Source organism: Rhizobium sp. RU36D (genome assembly GCF_900176345.1).
Taxonomy (GTDB): Bacteria; Pseudomonadota; Alphaproteobacteria; order Rhizobiales; family Rhizobiaceae; genus Allorhizobium.
Window position 1 is genome coordinate 58173 of sequence record NZ_FWXU01000028.1, and the last position, 17190, is coordinate 75362.

General features: G+C 56.2%; 15 protein-coding genes and 1 tRNA gene. 1 reads left to right on the forward strand and 15 read right to left on the reverse strand.

What is annotated here, in order from left to right; translation table 11 throughout:
- Positions 1-2: 2 nt before the first annotated feature.
- The 14 genes from B9A97_RS24825 to B9A97_RS24885 form a co-directional block, all read right to left on the reverse strand.
- The gene (locus B9A97_RS24825) at positions 3-575 is read right to left on the reverse strand and encodes a GNAT family N-acetyltransferase (protein ID WP_084368512.1); all 573 of its coding nucleotides are present in this window, start codon (positions 573-575) and stop codon (positions 3-5) included.
- Complete coding sequence (locus B9A97_RS24830; protein WP_084368513.1) at positions 572-1015, reverse strand: GtrA family protein; 444 nt, start codon at positions 1013-1015, stop codon at positions 572-574. Before B9A97_RS24830 ends, B9A97_RS24825 begins: the two co-directional genes overlap by 4 nt.
- A gap of 8 nt (positions 1016-1023) precedes the next feature.
- Positions 1024-2592: an NAD(P)-binding protein gene (locus tag B9A97_RS24835; RefSeq protein WP_084368514.1), complete on the reverse strand. Its 1569-nt coding sequence runs from the start codon at positions 2590-2592 to the stop codon at positions 1024-1026.
- Positions 2589-3833 carry a DegT/DnrJ/EryC1/StrS family aminotransferase gene (locus B9A97_RS24840; RefSeq protein WP_084368515.1) on the reverse strand — a complete coding sequence of 415 codons (1245 nt, stop codon included), beginning with the start codon at positions 3831-3833 and terminating at the stop codon, positions 2589-2591. The genes B9A97_RS24835 and B9A97_RS24840 overlap by 4 nt, the downstream gene beginning before the upstream one ends.
- Before the next feature lie 29 nt (positions 3834-3862).
- Positions 3863-5722 (reverse strand): asparagine synthase (glutamine-hydrolyzing), encoded by a 1860-nt coding sequence (asnB, locus tag B9A97_RS24845; RefSeq protein ID WP_084368516.1) that lies wholly within the window; start codon positions 5720-5722, stop codon positions 3863-3865.
- Positions 5723-5724: 2 nt separating this feature from the next.
- The gene (locus tag B9A97_RS24850; protein WP_210189730.1) at positions 5725-6702 is read right to left on the reverse strand and encodes a glycosyltransferase family 2 protein; all 978 of its coding nucleotides are present in this window, start codon (positions 6700-6702) and stop codon (positions 5725-5727) included.
- Positions 6686-7096: a hypothetical protein gene (locus B9A97_RS29560; protein WP_143530702.1), complete on the reverse strand. Its 411-nt coding sequence runs from the start codon at positions 7094-7096 to the stop codon at positions 6686-6688. The genes B9A97_RS24850 and B9A97_RS29560 overlap by 17 nt, the downstream gene beginning before the upstream one ends.
- 58 nt (positions 7097-7154) lie before the next feature.
- Positions 7155-9692: a hypothetical protein gene (locus B9A97_RS24855; protein WP_084368517.1), complete on the reverse strand. Its 2538-nt coding sequence runs from the start codon at positions 9690-9692 to the stop codon at positions 7155-7157.
- A 222-nt stretch (positions 9693-9914) separates the two neighbouring features.
- A complete protein-coding gene (gene rffA, locus B9A97_RS24860; protein WP_084368518.1) occupies positions 9915-11060 on the reverse strand; it encodes a dTDP-4-amino-4,6-dideoxygalactose transaminase in 1146 nt (381 codons plus the stop codon).
- A 269-nt stretch (positions 11061-11329) separates the two neighbouring features.
- A complete protein-coding gene (locus B9A97_RS24865) occupies positions 11330-12244 on the reverse strand; it encodes a glycoside hydrolase family protein (RefSeq protein WP_084368519.1) in 915 nt (304 codons plus the stop codon).
- 2 nt (positions 12245-12246) lie between these two features.
- Complete coding sequence (locus B9A97_RS24870) at positions 12247-12912, reverse strand: acetyltransferase (RefSeq protein WP_084368520.1); 666 nt, start codon at positions 12910-12912, stop codon at positions 12247-12249.
- 151 nt (positions 12913-13063) lie between these two features.
- Complete coding sequence (locus B9A97_RS24875; RefSeq protein ID WP_084368521.1) at positions 13064-13990, reverse strand: glycosyltransferase family 2 protein; 927 nt, start codon at positions 13988-13990, stop codon at positions 13064-13066.
- A 103-nt stretch (positions 13991-14093) separates the two neighbouring features.
- Complete coding sequence (locus tag B9A97_RS24880) at positions 14094-14501, reverse strand: AMP-binding enzyme (protein ID WP_143530703.1); 408 nt, start codon at positions 14499-14501, stop codon at positions 14094-14096.
- Positions 14502-14756: 255 nt separating this feature from the next.
- The gene (locus B9A97_RS24885) at positions 14757-15566 is read right to left on the reverse strand and encodes a class I SAM-dependent methyltransferase (protein ID WP_244564355.1); all 810 of its coding nucleotides are present in this window, start codon (positions 15564-15566) and stop codon (positions 14757-14759) included.
- A 419-nt stretch (positions 15567-15985) separates the two neighbouring features.
- Between B9A97_RS24885 and B9A97_RS24890 the strand changes: the two genes are divergently transcribed.
- Positions 15986-16705, forward strand: a complete 720-nt coding sequence (locus B9A97_RS24890; protein ID WP_084368523.1) for a WbqC family protein — start codon at positions 15986-15988, stop codon at positions 16703-16705.
- A gap of 401 nt (positions 16706-17106) precedes the next feature.
- On the opposite strand, the gene B9A97_RS24895 is transcribed toward B9A97_RS24890, so the two are convergent.
- A tRNA-Met gene (locus B9A97_RS24895) sits at positions 17107-17183 on the reverse strand.
- Between the last annotated feature and the right edge of the window lie 7 nt (positions 17184-17190).

Sequence of the window (17190 nt, forward strand, 5' to 3'; positions counted from 1 at the left end):
CATCAGTCCAATGATTTTTTCATGTACAAAAAAGGCGCTGGCTTCGCGCCGCTAGCGCCTACGACCCGGAAGCCATTGCGCTCATAAAAGCTGATCGCGCGGTTGTCTACCCGGTTTTCCGTGCGCACCAGATAAGCGGGAAAGCCCGCCTCCCGCAGCAGCTTTTCCGCATGGCGCAGCAGCAAGGTGCCCTCCCCTGCGCTTTGGCGCCCAGCTGCCACGAAAATGGCAACGATCTCTGGCAGGTCCGCAATATCAGGAGTTTCGCCCTCGCCGCCGGCCAGCGCCGCCAGCAGGTTGGAGGGATGCCGCAGGAGAGCCCAGGCCAGCGTTGTGCGAAGGGCGCTGCGCCGCGTCAGGGTCTTTGGAGACAAACTGAGCAGGGCTGCGCCGCGGACCTCGCCGTCTTCGCTCAGCGCAAGGACGTGCTCAAGGTTGGATCTTGCAGCAAACGCATAGAAGGACCGCGCAAACGGCAACCCGAGCCGGGAGATGCGCGACCCCGGGAGCACTTCCACATGAAGTCGGGCCACCGCGTCCAGCACCCTCCGATCCGGATCGAGCAGAACCGTCATGTCCGGTCCGCCCCGTGTCTGGCGGCCGAGCGGGCCTGGGCGATGAACCGGGTGCACAGGAAGTGCAATGGCAGCAGGATGCACTGAGTGATGACCGGATACATCACCGGCGATACGTCGATGTTTCGCTGGATCCAGCGGAAAACCGCGATGCTGACGGCTGTGTAGGCTACATTGTAGGCAAACAGCATAAGGAACTTGAGCACGGTGAACCTGCTCTTGAACACGGAAACCATGTTCAGGACCACGACATACAGGATGCCGAACACCGTCGAGACAATATAGGATACCAGCGGCGAGGCCCAGAGCAGCAGACCGATATAGAGCACATAGGTCAGCAGGAAGTTCGAGCCGCCAACTATCAGGAAATTGATGACCTGCCTGGACAGAACGGTCCATTTCTCGGGAAGGGACGGCTTTCCGGGGCTAAGAGGCTTCATGTTTACTCCTAGGCGGCGGCAGTGGCGATGCGATCAGCATTGGCCATCTGCAACAGAGCAACCGTGGTGGCGGGAATGGCAGGAAGGACCGCACCGTCGACAACATGCACCCGGCCGAAGCCAGCTAGACGGCCAAGCACGTCAGTGGAAAGGCCGCGGCGGTTGTCGCCACCCATCGGAAGGGAGGCGCCGAAGTGGTTACCACCGCCGGGATCACCCACCATGGTAAGGGGAAGGAGGCCGAGGACGCCCTGCCTCAGCAGCCGGGCGGAGAGGTGGCGTGCCACCGCCAGGCAAGCCCGGCGGGCCGCAGGGTTCGGAACGGCCGAAATCTGAAGGCGGGAGGGGCCCTCCCCTGCTGACGCCTTCAAAACCAGTTGCAGCGAAGAGGACTGACTGGAATGGAGCCCACCCCACGCGATCATCATGCGTTCATAGCCGAACCGCATTACCGCCTTCCGCATGGAGGGAGTCCACGGGTCCACACCCATGCCCTGCAGCACAAGATCGCTGATCGCCGAGATCTGGGCGTGGTACCAATGGGGCGATAGCCGGGGAGCCTTGAAATCGACGAAGAGATTGGCCAGCGCATTGATACGTGGCCATTCCAGCGGTGTGCGGCGCCACTGCAGTAGCGGCAGAACATACTTCTGGCTGTCCTTTACCGCCACCGGCGTATCGTAGAGGCCAAGGCTCTCGAGCACCAGACGGGTCGACTGAATGGCGCCCGCGGCGACAAACACCCGGTCGTACTCCTCAATGCGGGATGCGCCCTCCGAAAGGTTGCGCACCGTCAGACGCACCCGTCCGTCCACCTCTTCGAAGCGCTGCACGATGACACCGGTGCGGTAAAAGAGCTGTCCCTCTGCATGCAGCCGGTCGAACTGCGGCGCGCTGGAAAATATCTTCTGGTACACGCAGCCAGACAAGCAGAATCCGCAGTAGCGGCACCCTTGGGCCTCCACCGCGAGCCGCGAGGCCCCGGCCAGAAACGGCGCGTCGGGCGATGATCGAACGCGCCGCAAGGCCTTGAGCAGGTGCGCGGCCTGCTGTGGCATCTCAAGCGCACGAGAATTCTCAGTCAGCAGGGGAAACGCGCCCGCCAAGTCGTCCTCGCGCGCCGAAAGCGGCATCAGCGCCAGCACGCGGCGATACGATGGCTCGAGGTCGGCAGCCTTGATTGGCCAGCCCGCGAGATCGTCGGGATGAGTAGGTAGGACCGCCCCACCCCAAGCCACGCTGTATCCGCCCTTTGCGAAGCTGCCACTGGGTAGCCCGCTATCCACCTCCAGCGGCAGAAGATCAGTGGACCCGGCGGTGTAGAAATCGCTGCCGAACACACGCTTCTTCGGTACCTTGCCCTTGCCCAGGCTATCGTTCGCGGTGACGAGGCGGCGGTCTGCGCCGGTCCAGTTCTCGGGCTCGACGGTCTCAAGGCGCCGGGTCACGGCCAGCGTGGCCTCGGGTAACCGTTCACCGACGTCGAGGACTTCGGGCCGAAATCCTCGACGGATCAGCGCTTGCGCGCAGGCGAGCCCAGTCAGTCCAGAGCCGATGACGGCGACTTTCGGCGTCATTGGTTGAAATAGGCTTTTATAACTGCGACGGTCTTGGCGATCTCGGAGCGCTTGTAGCGGGGATAGGTCGGCAGGTAGATCAAGCCGTCAGCGGTGGCTTGGGCTCTCGGGCAATCGCTGGCCCACTGGGAAAAGCACGGCAGCGCCGCGCAGTTGCGGTGGTAGCTTTCGGTGATGTCGCGCCCGTGGCGCATCGCAAACTTCACAAGATCGTGGCGGTTCTCGTACTGGATCGGAAAATACCAGTACATGTGGGACCCGTCGGTGCGCATGGGCGGCATGATCAGGCCCTTCACATCCTTGAGGTTCTCGTAATAGAACTTCGCGTGTTCGACGCGCGCCGCTGTGTCCCGGTCCACTCTGTCTAGCTGCTTCAGCACCAGCCGCGCCTGAATAGGCCGCATGCGCCGATCGTATTCGTCGGGAATCTCGGTCTTCAGCTTGGGATCCACGTCGATCTTCATCCGGTTGTTAATCGACTCCACCTCGTTGATGAAGGCATATCGGAACAGCCAGAAGAAGAAAGAGCGGTAGAACAGCGGCATGGTGATGATGTCGGTCACGGCAGCGTTGGCTACCTTGGACAAGTACATCGAAAGGCTCTGATAGGGCCGCTGATTGATCGTGGTGCGGATCTTGTCGGCAAGCTCGGGTCGGTTCGTGACGATCGCCCCGCCATAGAAGGAATTGACGTTCTTGAACATGCCAAAGCTGAAGACGCCGATGTCGCCGAAGGTGCCAACCGGCTTTCCGTTGACCCGCACACCGTATGCCTGTGCCGCATCCTCAATCAGAGGAACCCCCTTCTCCCGACAAGCCGCGGCAATTCGCTCTATGTCGCAAGCCAGGCCGTAGAAGTGGGTAACCAACACGGCGCCAGTGTCCGCAGTGAGCAGGCGCTCCACCTCGGCCGCGTCAATGTTGCAAGTCTCGCGCTCGATGTCGGCGAAGACCGGTTGGCCGCCCGCACAGACGACCATGTTGACAACGTCGGCGATGGTATAGGGCGACATGATCACCTTTTGACCTGGCCGAATCAACGCCTTGACCGCGTGGTACAGCCCGACGCGAGCAAGCGGCATCGCAACCGCGGCGGCGGTGCCGACGCGCTTGGCAATCTCCTTCTCCAGCTTGGCAACGTCATCGCCCGAACGGCGGTCGCCAACGACCAGGCTGGCCAGCACGTCGACATACTGTCCGAGCGTGGTATAAATCCTCAAACGGGGCAGGGATCCTATCATCGTGATGTCCTCGATCTTCTATGAGCGGGTCAGGCGCGACCCTGCAACGTTTCCTGAACGGCAATCCAGCTCCAAAGGAACAGACGATGATCCTGGGCCATGGCGCGGTGGTCTCGCCAATAGCGCAGGACACCGTCCGCGTCGATCCCCGGGCATTCGACATCGAGCGGATAACGCGTCCATTCCTTCAACCATTTGGCCGCCGGAATGCCGAATCCCTTCTTCTTGCGGGCCAGCACGTCCTCGGGCACCAAGCGGCTCAGAGCCTTTTTTAGCAGGTACTTGCGCGTGCCGTTTCTGTATTTCAGCCGGTAGGGAAGCCGGCAGCAAAACTCAACAAGATCCTTGTCGAGGAAGACCGCCCGGGTCTCCAGAGATACCATCATTGACGCCTGATCGGTCTTCATCAGGATATCGTCGGGCAAGTAGATCCGGGTGAAGAACTCAAGCGCTCTTTCCTCCGGGCTGAGATGGGGGCTGGCATTCCAGACCTCAATAGCATCAGCATAGAGTTCTTCGTCGGACACAGGCTCGGCAAATAGGTCAGCGATCTCGTCGCGCTGCAGCGGCCCCATCCATGTGGGCAAGCGAAGGGCCCCGCCCCGCTTCAATCCCTTCATCGCCCGCTTCAGCTTGAAATCGAGCGACATGTTGTTGTGGGAGACAGGAAGGGCATCGACCAGGCTGCGCACCAGCCGATGGGCAGGCCCGGGAACCAAAGCATCGTAGAGCCCAGCAGGGCCAAGGGCCGCCATGGGATCGTAGCCCGCAAAAAGCTCGTCGCCACCGTCACCAGACAGGGCCACGGTCACTCGCTCCCGGCTGAATTTGCTAAGCAAATACGTCGGTATCAGCGATGGATCGGCCAGCGGCTCGCTCATGCGCGAAAGCACTGAAGGCGTCAGGGCCTGGGCTTTGTCCATGTCCAGCATAAGCTGGTGATGGTCCGAACCGAAATGGCGAGCGACCCGTGCCGCATGAGCGGACTCGTCGAAGGACTTCTCTTCGAAGCCGATCGTAAAGGTCTGCAGACCAGCGCCCGGGATCTCCCGGCTGGCGGCTGCCAAGATGGCGCTGGAATCGACCCCTCCGCTCAGCAGGATGCCGATTGGCACGTCGGACATCAGACGCCTGCGCACCGACTGAGAAAAGAGGTGAGCCAACTCCTCCACCAGGGGCTCCTCGGGGCCGTCGGCGAGACCTTCATCCGGGCGCAGCGCGAAGCTATAGTACGCGCGGGGCTGAATGGGAGCACCGCTCCCCGGACGATAGACAACATAATGCCCTGCCCGCAGCTTGCGCACGCCCCGATAAAACGACGATTCTCCGGGAAAATAGCCGTAGGCGAAGAACTTTTTCAGTGAAAGCCGATCAACCTGCGGAGAGGCCATGGCGGGGAGGAGCGCCGCCAGTTCGCTGCCGAAGATCAGGCTGGACCCCTCCTCAGCGTAAAAGAGCGGCTTTTCCCCGAAGCGGTCGCGGGCGAGCACCAACTCGCCCCGCGTGCTGTCCCATAGAGCGAAGGCGAACATGCCGTCGACCCGGCTCAGCAATCCCTCGCGCCACTGCTCCCAGCCGTGGATCAGCACTTCCGTGTCGGAATGGTCTGTGCGGAAGACATGGCCACTTGCCACCAGTTCGCGGCGCAGATCCAAGTGATTGTAGATCTCTCCGTTGAAGACGATGACGACCTTGCCGTCTTCATTGAACATGGGCTGGCCGCCGCCGCCAGTGTCGACCACGCTAAGGCGCCGGTGACCAAGGCCAACCTCGCCTTGCGGAGACAGGAAGAACCCCTCTCCATCAGGGCCACGATGGGCGAGCGCGGCTGTCATGGCTTCGAGCACCGATCGATCCGACCGGCCAGCGAAACCGGCTATTCCGCACATGCCTAGTCCATCCCCGAATAGATACGTCGGATGCTGTAGGCCGACCTCTGGGACGATTCAAAATAGGTCCGCATCAGAACTTCCGCCAACAGGCCCATCAGAACAGCCATGAAGCCCATCATGATGCACATTGCGATGAACACCGGCAATGGCGTGCTGATCATCGACACATGGTCTACGATTTTCAGGTAGACCATGTAGAGGAATGCGAGCATGCCGATGCCGAAGCAAAAACCGCCAAACGCACCAAAGACATAGATCGGCTTCACTAGGTAGCGATCCAGGAACTTGACGACGATGAGGTCGAGCGTCACCTTGAAGATGCGCTCTAGACCATACTTGGACTGGCCGGCGACCCTGGGATGGTGTCGCACAGGCACCTCGATCACCTTTGCACCCATCCAACTTGCGTAGATCGGGATGAAGCGATGCATCTCGCCGTAAAGCCGCACGCCGTCCAGCACCTCACGGCGATAGGCCTTGAGGCTGCAGCCGTAATCGCGCAACTTGACTCCCGAAACCCAGGATATGATGCGGTTGGCGACCCGACTGACCATATTGCGTCGGATCGCATGGTCTTGCCGGTCCTTGCGCCAGCCGGACACCACGTCCGCGCGCTTCAGCTCTTCGAGAAGCATAGGAATGTCTTCGGGGTCGTTCTGCAAGTCAGCATCGATAGTCAGGATGGTATCGCCACGGGCCGCGTCGATACCAGCCATCATCGCGGCAGTCTGGCCGTAGTTGCGGCGCAGGTCGACGACACGAAGTTCGGGAAATGACGGGACCGCTGCGCGCAACAGTTCCAGCGTGCCGTCCTTGCTGCCATCATTGACAGCTATTACCTCAAAACGGCGACCCAGACCCTTGGCAACCTTGAACACCGACTCCAGAAAACGAACAACGTTTCCCTCTTCATTATAGAACGGAGCGATGATTGATAAATCAATTTTGTCCGGCGCGGAATCAATCATGTCGCCCATCGTCTCCACTCTCAAATACTTCCCTTGTGTCAAGACACCCCCAGATTTCCATTGCGAGCCATGCAGTAAGCGCAGAGTTATAGCTGAACTTGACGATCGCATCAGATCTCGAGCGTTCCTCAATTCCCTTGAGAATTAGCTTTTTCAACAAGTTAAATTGATCGGCGGCACTATACACAGAGTTTTTTGGCAGCGCAACGAATCCTAGCGATTTATTGACTGGGTGTTTGCTGACCCCATGGCACGGCAAGGCTCCCTCTGTTGGACCGGTTGCGCCTGGAGAGATCAACCAAGTATTACCAACCCTCAAGAAGCGCGCTTCGCTCAACCCGTATGCGCCAGTTGAACGCGGCAACAGGTTGAGGGTTTCGCTGGCTGCCGAATTCTGATCCATTGCCCTGACTGGTGATTTGGGTCGCAGACAACATGACCGGAGCCTTCAGTGATGATCTTTAACTACCTGCCCAGCGGTATATGACCCACGCGTTGTTGCGGTGAACCTCCTCCCATTCAAGCGGCATGACCCGCTTTGCGCTCACCACGGCAAAATAGTCTCTATAGTGTCGTGAGAGTGGCACTGCATCAGGCGCAATCTTTCCCGACAATACAGCTTCATTGTCACCAAACCGCTTCGCGCGTGCATCCAGATCAACCCTCAAACTGGATTGAACCCAGTTTGCAACAAAGATCTGCCTTTGTCCTGATAGCGCGACAGTGTTCCAGCCTCCGATCTGGTTTGTATCAACAGCAGATGTCTGATCCGTGAAGATCAATGCGTCCGCTGGGGTTCGCTCGCGCACATCGCGCCAGATGTCCGTAGCAGCATAGGGGAGTGTTATATCCTGCGCGGCGAAGCTTAACGTTCGATTTTCAACCGCAAAACCCATTATAGCCAGAAACACGGCTAGACTTGTGGATGATACAATCAGAATTGATCTACCTATATTTCTCTGCTGTACATTCTGAAGACAGAAGGTATAAACCGCACCCAGCAAACCGGCGATCGTCACGAGCCAGATAAGGCCAGTCACTTTTCCTGTAACATCTGTAAGCATCATGGCCGGTAAGGCCATGATAAGCCCCAAAAGCAGGGTTTTCCGGCCGCTTTGCAATTGCTGCGGCCATGCCGCGACCAGAAAGCCAATGGCAAGCAGAGATGTTGCAAAGTTGATGTGAAACAGAAACTGGAAGAGGAAAAAGGTCAAAAAGCCAAGAGTGAGTGCCGCTGCTATGGTCCAGGGGAAAAGGCGCCAGCACGCAAACGAAAGGATGAAGAGGGATGCATCTCGCAAGATATACGGATAGGTTACCTGAAGTGGCTGCCCGTTAACAACGGCCTGAAGATACGTTTCTGGACCCGCTGGCGCGACTTTGATGAATGTCGGCAGGTAAAAATAGAGCATTCCGCAGGCATAAAGTGATCCAGCCGCGCAAAGAATGATGCACGCCCAACGAAACATGCGTGAACCACGCATAATCTCATCAAAAACCGCGGCAATCGCAAGAGGTCCCAGAGCACTCACCGACACCACCTTCCCGGCCATGGACGAAACCAGGGAAGATGCCAACCCGGCCAAGGCGAGGTTGCGATTCTGGAGACTTTTTATCAAGAACCAGACAACAGAAACGCTCACAACCAAGCTATGGGGAACAGGCGGACTTTCCGCCATCCAATAGGGGTAGCGCCCGGCACCCAGAATAGCCAAACCCAGCACGAGCAAATGTTTGAGCGGCAGCCCTTTTGAGGCCATATCCTTGAAAAAAGCTGTGGTGATAATCGCAAGGCCAACACAATATGTCATGGCCGTTCCCGTCAGGATGAACAGGTATGGGTCTATCTCCGCTGTGCGCAGCCCCAAAGCTGCAAGCGCAGGGAACAGTTTGTTGGCAAATATGAAGCCACCCGCGATCTCCCCCTCCACGGCAAGCTGAGGAATCGGAAAGCCCAATCCGGCCATTGCCCAAGCATCGTTGGCATAGAATGTCAGATCCCCTGAGGCATAGCCATCCTGGCCAGCATAAGGGCCATGCCAGTTCATGCCAAACCAACCCGCCAGCAATGCAGCGAAGGGAAACACGAACAGAACCAGGCCAACATATTCCTTCAGATGAGGGGCCTGGCCTTCGCCCTTCATCCATCCAATACCGGCAAAAACGATCAGGAGCAGGGCTCCCGGCCATGTAAAGCTGAAGGTCAGCAGTGTGAAGACCATGCCCATGAGCACGAGCAGACCAAACGGGAAAGATGCCACGATCTGCGCGTGTAAATTCAATACGCGGAATGCGCGAAGCCAACGCAGCAACCCTGCGCCGAGAAAAAAGGGCAAAATGGCGACAAGTAGCCCCAGAAGACTATGCCAGAGCAGGGAGAGTGCAAGTCCTGATGCTTTGGGGGGCGTGAAAAGCCAATCGGATCGGTTTACAAGATTGAACAGAAAAATGGCTTCAGCTGTCAAAAACACCAGGAGAACAATGTAATCCACCAATGTGAGGACAGGCGTCGACGGGCGCTTATGCTGAATAAAGCTTGGCGATATAAATCTTACAAAAACAAATATTGTAACGGCAATCCCAACCCAATAGGCAATCAGAAAAGGCAAGCGAATCTCGCCTTTTATAACTCCTGTATAGGTGTAGGAATTGGTTTTAGGGTTACTCCCGTCAACTGTTGAGAACCATACATGTCCTTGCCAGTGAGAGAAACGCCCTTGCCCTTCTTTTCGAATAACATCATGCGACGTCGCAGCGGGACCAAGTGCCCGTCCATTCTCCATCAGAATTAGACGATTCAACGCCCCGTTTGCCTCATCCTTGTATGTGATGAACACATTTTCTTGCACTGGTATTGGCGCAAGATAGAGATTCCCGGAATCAAATTTTATATCGTTTTTATTGATAAAAAAAATGGTTTCCACATTCTTTATATGAAAAAATACTGCTATAGATATCAAAACAAAAGACGCCAATATTATAAGATATCTAAGTGTCATCAGGCTTCCCTTTATTTTTTCTTATTTTAGCCGGATACAGCGATTTTCCAAGTTTGATGAGGCGATCTAACGCTACCATCGTGTTCGATGGCAACATTTCAATGGTCAGTATAGGCATTCACGCCCCTTTCAGGGCGGTCATCGTCATGCGGCGGCTAGCACTAGTGGGCAGGGATGAGCCGGCAGCAAGCGGCGAGATGACCAGTTCCATGCCAAAAAAAATCATACGGCATGCACCGCTTTAGAGAGAGCCTCTTTAACCCGCTGCTGCTCGACTTCGGTGAGACCGATGAACAGGGGAAGGCGCACCAGGCGCTCCGATAAGTGGTCTGTGTTGTTCATCGTTCCATGCACGCGGCCGTAACGTCGGCCCGCTGGGGACGAATGGAGGGGCACATAGTGGAAGACGGAGGATATGTTCTCGCGCTTCAAATACGTAAGAGCCGCCTGGCGATCCACATCGTCACTCAACAAGACAAAATACATGTGCGCATTGTGTTCGCATTCCTCGGGAATGATAGGCCGGCGCAACAGGTTCTCCCGCTCGAGATCTTCCAGCAAGAGGTGATACCGGCCCCAGCAGGAAAGTCGTTCGGCCGTGATGCTGGCGGCCTGTTCAAGCTGCGCCCACAGGAACGCCGCAACGATCTCGCCCGGCAAGAACGACGATCCGACTTCCTGCCAGGTATACTTGTCTACCTCACCTCGGAAGAAGCGGCTTCGATCGGTCCCCTTCTCGCGAATGATCTCCGCGCGTTGCGCGAAGGCAGGATCATTCACCAGCAAGGCCCCGCCCTCGCCGGAAATCACGTTCTTCGTCTCGTGAAAAGACAGGGCTCCGAGATGCCCGATACTACCTAGCGGGCGGCCCTTGTAGCGCGCCATGATGCCCTGGGCGGCATCTTCCAGAACATACAAGCCATGCCGTTCGGCAATGGCTTGGATCGTGTCCATCTCACACCCGACGCCCGCATAATGTACGGCCATAATGGCCTTGGTCCGCGGGGTGATGGCCGCCTCGATCAAGGTCTCGTCGATGTTGAGCGTATCGGGCCTGATATCGACAAATACCGGAACTGCACCCCGAAGCACGAATGCATTGGCCGTCGAGACGAACGTAAACGAGGGCATGATGACCTCGTCGCCTGGCTCCAGATTGAGCAGCAGCGCCATCATTTCCAGGGCCGCCGTGCAGGAATGCGTCAGCAATGCCTTGGCCGCACCCGTCTGCTCTTCGATCCAGCGGTTGCAACGTTTGGTAAACGGGCCGTCGCCAGCCAGAACGAAGCCGGCATTGGCCTCGCCGATATAGCCGAACTCGTTACCCGTCATATAGGGCCGGTTGAAGGGAATGCGGGGCTCGCTCATTGGTGAAGGTCCGTGAACAAATGTACTGCGTACTTGCGGATATGCATGAGATCTTCGATCACCACGGTCTTCCACTTGCTGCAGAGGCCAATTGGGGGGATACCGCATCCGTCACGTCAATCATGTTATCGGTTCGCCCAACTTCCAATCGATAGCGGATAAATTTCTAATAGCTGATGCAATGGGCGTTTCGCAATCCACCTGACGATTTACCCGCAATTGCATGAGAGAGTTGGCTGTAGCAATGGCGCCAATCAGGAAAACGACCGTCATTCGTTAGACAGCACGGCAAGGCCAAACCCGGTCTTGCCGTATCCATTACCATTATACAGCATGTAGCGCTGCCCCGCGTGGTCGAAGACGAACGGATATTCTATCATCTCGCTGTCCCAACCAGTGGCTGAGACATCTATGCCGGCGTCCTGTAACCTCAGTTCCCATGATTGACCGTCATGGCTTACGGCGTAACCGATTCGATAGGTCCGGCCGAGCCCTCCACGAAATGAAAACCACATATGAAACCCATCCTGATCACGAATGACCGTCGGTCGGGAGAAAGCCTGGGCAACACCGATCTGGTAGGGGACTGACACCCCTTTGCGAATCCAGGTATGCCCGTCCTGGGAAACCGCCGAATTGATGACGTGCAACATTTCACCGTTGCCAGCATCCCATGTTATGGTCGAGCCATACCACATAAGGAAGCTGCCGCCTTCGACCTGCTCCACCCAAGGATAGGACAAGCTTACAGGATCAATATCATCAATACCCATTAGTGGGACGTCACTGTCACTTTCCAATCTCAACGAATCCGTAACGCGCAGTCGTCCAATATCACCGCGCCAATGTCCGTCGCTTGGGTTTTGCCACCCCATAAAAAGCATATAGCGCTGTGTGCCGGCGACATAACAATTTCCGACACTGACACCGGCATCATAAAAGCTTCCCGGCGAGCCATACTCGAAGAACGGCACCTCGTACTCAGAAACGACTATTTTCTTTTCAATATCTATGTCGACGGCACCGACGGATGACCTGTTGTCCTTGTCTCGCCCGCTGAAAAACACGCGATAGACATTGTCCTTAAGGTGGACTGGCAAGGGGTTAGCCGCATGGGATCGTAACTTAGGATGGTTTCCGCGAGGAACGTATAGCTGCCCGAGTTTTATCCAACGCATCGCCATAATTATATCCTACGCAGCTTTGTGCTTGGTACTTTGGAGCGCTCAGTCTCCCGTTCCATGTAAATGCCTTCAGGTGCTGCGTCGGATAAAATTAATGCGCCAGCTCCAATGACGCAGCGGTCCCCAATCTTGATGCGATCACGTAAAGTCGCATTCACCCCGATGAAGCAGCTCTCACCGATCTCAACCCCGCCGGACACCACAACATGTGAGGCTATGAAGGTGTGGCTTCCGATGATCGAATGATGCCCTATATGATTGCCGCTCCACATGACAACGTTATTGCCTATCCTGGAGTAGGGTTGGATCGTATTATCTTCGAAAATAAAGCAGTTTTCACCAATTTGACCACCATTGAGGACAGAGGCGCGGGGACTGATATAACTTGTCAGTTCATAACCAATAGCTTTTGCAGCCTCATACTTCTGACGACGCAAAGCATTCAGTTTTGCGTAACCAACTGCTACGAACATGGCATGATCTTCAGGCGGATAAACGCTGGAAACGGTCTCAAAGGGAACAACCGGCAAGCCGCATAATTCCGTTTCTGCGAGATAGGCGCCATCTACAGTGAAAGCCACGACTTCATGGTCAGAGTCGGCGGAAAAATATGCATGCGCCATCAGCGCGATGTCACTCGTGCCAAAGATTACAAGCGGCTTCTTCATGATGTCCCTCCATATGCGCTCGCCTGCCGCATACCACCGACATATTATGCGTTATCCCGAAAGAATTGGCGAACATTGCTGCCGTTAACGCTGATGCCTGTTAACAAGCAGGAATGGTCCTTAAAAACCATCTATCGCAGACATCGGTCTTTCAGCGTCGCGCGCCATAAACTGTCCTTACTATGAAATATGGCCTTTGCTTAGTTTCAGAAAAAACGCCCGCCAAATAAATGCCAATTATTCCAATAAAGGAAATTATCAGACCACCAAGAAGCCAAACCGAAACCATAACCGATGTCCAACCCTCCACGTAGTTTATGGATGTTAAGCGCAAGACAAGCAGGCTAAATGCGTAGAGCAAGGCAGATATAAAAATACCGATACCGCAATAAAAAATCATGTATAGAGGCATTGCGCTAAAGGACGTGACGGCGTTTACCACGTACGCCATCTTACGCACAAAATTGTATGTTGATGGACTGGTGGCTTCCTTGACCACCGGTAGGGCTATCTGCCGATAGCCAGTAATGATCCACAGGCACGAGATTACCATTTCGCGCTCGCGGTGCTGCAGAAGGCTGTCGACATAGCGCCTTGTCATCAGCCTGGCGGTTGTGATGTTGCGCGGATGATTTATAGCCGAAAGGAAGTTGAAGACCGCATAGAAGATCTCGCCGCTTACCCTTTCGAACCATCCGCCCTTGCGGCTAACCTGCTCCCCAAAAACGACATCGCATTGCTTGTCGTGCATCATTTCGGCAAAAGTTTCCAACCATTCAGGCTGCTCTTCCAGATCGCTATCTATTAGAAATACGTAAGCGCCGTTGGAATATTCAAGACCGGCCATCATGGCCTTGTGATGACCGAAATTGCGAGACAGATCGACCACAAGCACATGAGGGTCCGCCTGGCTCAATTCGACAGCACGCTCCAAACTATCGTCCGGCGAGCCGTCGTTCACCAGAACAATTTCATAATCATCACCGGCAAATGCATGGGCGACCTTCGTTACTCGCTCATAAAACTCGGAAATATAGGGCGCAGAACGATAAAGAGTGGCGACGATTGATAGTTTCATAGATGGCAGAACTCACGGCATCTCATCGAAAACGGCCACTGTAACACATTTGAAAACTTTCCGCCCGATAAGGTGATCGTTCTAGACAGTTTACCCTATGCCGTCAATCGCGGGGGCACGGACGGACGCCGTCTACCGTCCCTAGAAGGGCGTGCTTGTCAATCTTTCCATTGGAATTCTTTGATGGAGCGTCCATGATGACCCATCGGCTCGGAGCGATGTAATCCGGGAAAAAATTCGCCAGCTTGTCCAGTATATCCCGGTCATCGACGGAAGCGTCGGCGGCCACAAAGCCGATTAGCCTGCTATAGTTGTTATAACGACGATGATAGACCGCCGCAGCCTGGGTCATCTCAGGCACACGGGACAACGTCTGCTCAATTTCCCCAAGCTCGACTCGATAGCCCATCGAGCCGATGAATATCAAGCCTGGCCGCGCGGTTGCCACAATACGGCTGTTGCGAGCTTTTGGTGAGGCCGAGTCAAATGCAAATAGACGATGCCGTGCCAAAACGCCGCACCTGCAGCCGCTGGCTAACAGCACGGCGGCAAAGCGCCCGGGATGCGACCCAGACCAGCATAGCACACGCTATTGCCGGGCATATTCAAGGCGCGACGATCCGAATGTCGCTGGACAATATCCTGAAATGCCATGCCGAGATTGTGGTGATGGGTCATGATGGTCATCCACTGCCCTTAGGGTATCAAGTCCCGGACAGCCAGAGCCCGGCCGGTTGCTGGCCTGTTAGCACAGCTGATCCTTGCGTCATACACGTTTTCGCGCCAGCACGACGCGGCTTCCGCCCGCCGGCCATCGCATGCCCCGAAGAGTGAGAGACACTTCAGCCCCGGTCACCATGCCAAGCATTCGGTTCATGCCCGGTGATATCGCAAATTCGTTTTCGTGAGCCCCAGGACTTTGCGGCCGAAGCTTGGAGATCAGGCGGGATGCCATCATCAAGGGCAGCAAAAGGCTGACGAATGACGTGGAAAACACCACTTCAAAGCCTGCTCGCTCCAGCTTGGCCTCCAACTCACCGAGCCGATAGCGGCGTTGGTGGTGCGCCACGCGATCCGTTTCGCTCCAAAGCGCGGGATGTTGGGGCACGGTGATGATGGTGCCACCATCAGGTATAAGCGCATCCCGGATCTGACCGAGGACAACCTCATCGTCGGCGATGTGCTCGATGACATCGAATGCACCTACGAGGTCGAAGACGCCCTGGACGGGAATCTGCCGGGCGTCCATCTGAACGAACTCCGCTTTCCCACCAAGACGCATCTGTGCATGCCGCAGGCCTGACGGATGCAATTCGCTCCCCATCAAACGATCCCACGTCCTCATGCGCGCCACGGCGGCCAAAACGGCACCATTGCCGCAGCCGATCTCAAGGAAAGAACGGGCGCGCGGAAAGTGGCGTTCAATCAGCCCGCAGATCATCCGGTTTCGGGTGCGAAACCAGAAATGCGTCTCTTCCTGCTCTTTGAGCATCGCAAAATTTTCCGGATTCATACCCGACATGGTGTCGGCCAGTTCTGGCGCCAGCAGCGGCGTCGCACCATCCATGGCAAGCATGGTGCCGCAGGCAGGGCAGGTCCAGCACATCGGAAACACCGTTTCGGTGTCGCCGATAGGCTCCGCAGTGCCACATGTGGTGCAGAGTCGATTGCCGCGGGAGCTTTGCATAATGTCCTCCAGCCGCATCATTGGGATGCAGCGTTTTTGATAACGCAGGTTACAATATGCCCGATCCCGACCGCCTGCAGTGTCCGCATCCTGCCAAAATCGGCACTTGTCCTCATTCCGGATCGCGCGTTGACGATCAACTGGCCATAGGCGTTAGACGTCGACGTTCCGGCGATAGATAGGCATTGGGACATGAATGGGCTTTCGAAAGTAATTATGCCGCGCGCCTGCCGCAGGGTTGAACCAGCGAGGCGTGCGGCTTATAGCACCGGCTTAAGCCGTTGTGCCAGCGTGAGGGGCGGGTAATCATGCGCATATCCATCATTCAATCGTGCTACATTCCCTGGAAAGGTTTCTTCGACCTTATTGGCCGCACGGATCTGTACGTTATTCTCGATGGCGCTCAGTATGCCAAGAGGCATTGGCACAATCGAAACCGCATCATGACCCCAAACGGCGCGATCTGGTTGACCATCCCGGTCGTCACCAAGTCGAAATTCGAACAGCCGATAGAAGACGTTTCAATTGCGGAGCCCTGGGCCGAAAAGCACTGGCGCTCCATCGAGCTTGCCTATCGGCGGTCGCCCTATTTTGAGCAGGAAGCGCCCCTGTTGAAATCGCTGTATGAGCAAGCGGACAGTCTTTCCCTGCTAACGGACGTGAACGAACTGTTCTTGCGGGCACTCATGCAACGGCTTGAAATTAAAACGGAGGTTAAGCGGGACCGCGACCTTAACGCGCGTGGCACTCGCGGAGAACGCCTTCTCGACATCTGCATGACGGCCTCGGCCTCGTACTATCTCTCCGGTCCGTCGGCGAGAGATTATCTGGACGAAAAGCCCTTTGAAGCGGCGGGCATTTCCGTCGAATGGATGAATTACGGACCTTACGCCGCCTATCCGCAACGTGGCCCGTCGTTTGATCATGCGGTCTCGATCCTCGACCTGCTCTTCGCCGTCGGACCCGACGCCGCCCACTATTGGGGCCCTGCTGCAGACACGGCCCTTTCGGAAAAAGCGATCAAGTAGGCGTGGTACGACCACGGCAGCCAAGCCCATCGATCCTCCTCTGTATGACTGACCTGCACTGAGACTTGTGACGGCATGAGCCGCGCCGGCTTTACCGGAGGCTCAACTTGCAACAGGTAGTGTGTATGCGACAAACAGATTTTCACCTGAAGTCCGTGCCGCGTCGTTCGAAGATCATATCGATTGTTCTCGTTCACATGACCAAGGACCTGGACGCGAAGACTATGCAGCATTTCATCGTCATAACCCGCAGTGCATGGCAATATCGTTTCGATTTATTTTGAAGAGCGAAGTCGTATCTCGCCCGATGTTTGGGAGATATAACCCCGTCACGGTGTGATGCCAAGCTTAGAAACGCAGCAAGCCCCACGGAGGGGCTTTGTTGGTATCGCAATTATCGTTGGTTGCGGGGGCAGGATTTGAACCTGCGGCCTTCAGGTTATGAGCCTGACGAGCTACCGGGCTGCTCCACCCCGCGCCAAGGT

What these genes read in the sequence shown, in the direction of transcription:
- B9A97_RS24825 (WP_084368512.1), bottom strand. Translation starts at nt 575, where the DNA reads ATGACGGTTCTGCTCGATCCGGATCGGAGGGTGCTGGACGCGGTGGCC.
- B9A97_RS24830 (WP_084368513.1), bottom strand. Translation starts at nt 1,015, where the DNA reads ATGAAGCCTCTTAGCCCCGGAAAGCCGTCCCTTCCCGAGAAATGGACC.
- B9A97_RS24835 (WP_084368514.1), bottom strand. Translation starts at nt 2,592, where the DNA reads ATGACGCCGAAAGTCGCCGTCATCGGCTCTGGACTGACTGGGCTCGCC.
- B9A97_RS24840 (WP_084368515.1), bottom strand. Translation starts at nt 3,833, where the DNA reads ATGATAGGATCCCTGCCCCGTTTGAGGATTTATACCACGCTCGGACAG.
- asnB (WP_084368516.1), bottom strand. Translation starts at nt 5,722, where the DNA reads ATGTGCGGAATAGCCGGTTTCGCTGGCCGGTCGGATCGATCGGTGCTC.
- B9A97_RS24850 (WP_210189730.1), bottom strand. Translation starts at nt 6,702, where the DNA reads ATGGGCGACATGATTGATTCCGCGCCGGACAAAATTGATTTATCAATC.
- B9A97_RS29560 (WP_143530702.1), bottom strand. Translation starts at nt 7,096, where the DNA reads ATGGATCAGAATTCGGCAGCCAGCGAAACCCTCAACCTGTTGCCGCGT.
- B9A97_RS24855 (WP_084368517.1), bottom strand. Translation starts at nt 9,692, where the DNA reads ATGACACTTAGATATCTTATAATATTGGCGTCTTTTGTTTTGATATCT.
- rffA (WP_084368518.1), bottom strand. Translation starts at nt 11,060, where the DNA reads ATGAGCGAGCCCCGCATTCCCTTCAACCGGCCCTATATGACGGGTAAC.
- B9A97_RS24865 (WP_084368519.1), bottom strand. Translation starts at nt 12,244, where the DNA reads ATGGCGATGCGTTGGATAAAACTCGGGCAGCTATACGTTCCTCGCGGA.
- B9A97_RS24870 (WP_084368520.1), bottom strand. Translation starts at nt 12,912, where the DNA reads ATGAAGAAGCCGCTTGTAATCTTTGGCACGAGTGACATCGCGCTGATG.
- B9A97_RS24875 (WP_084368521.1), bottom strand. Translation starts at nt 13,990, where the DNA reads ATGAAACTATCAATCGTCGCCACTCTTTATCGTTCTGCGCCCTATATT.
- B9A97_RS24885 (WP_244564355.1), bottom strand. Translation starts at nt 15,566, where the DNA reads ATGCTTGCCATGGATGGTGCGACGCCGCTGCTGGCGCCAGAACTGGCC.
- B9A97_RS24890 (WP_084368523.1), top strand. Translation starts at nt 15,986, where the DNA reads ATGCGCATATCCATCATTCAATCGTGCTACATTCCCTGGAAAGGTTTC.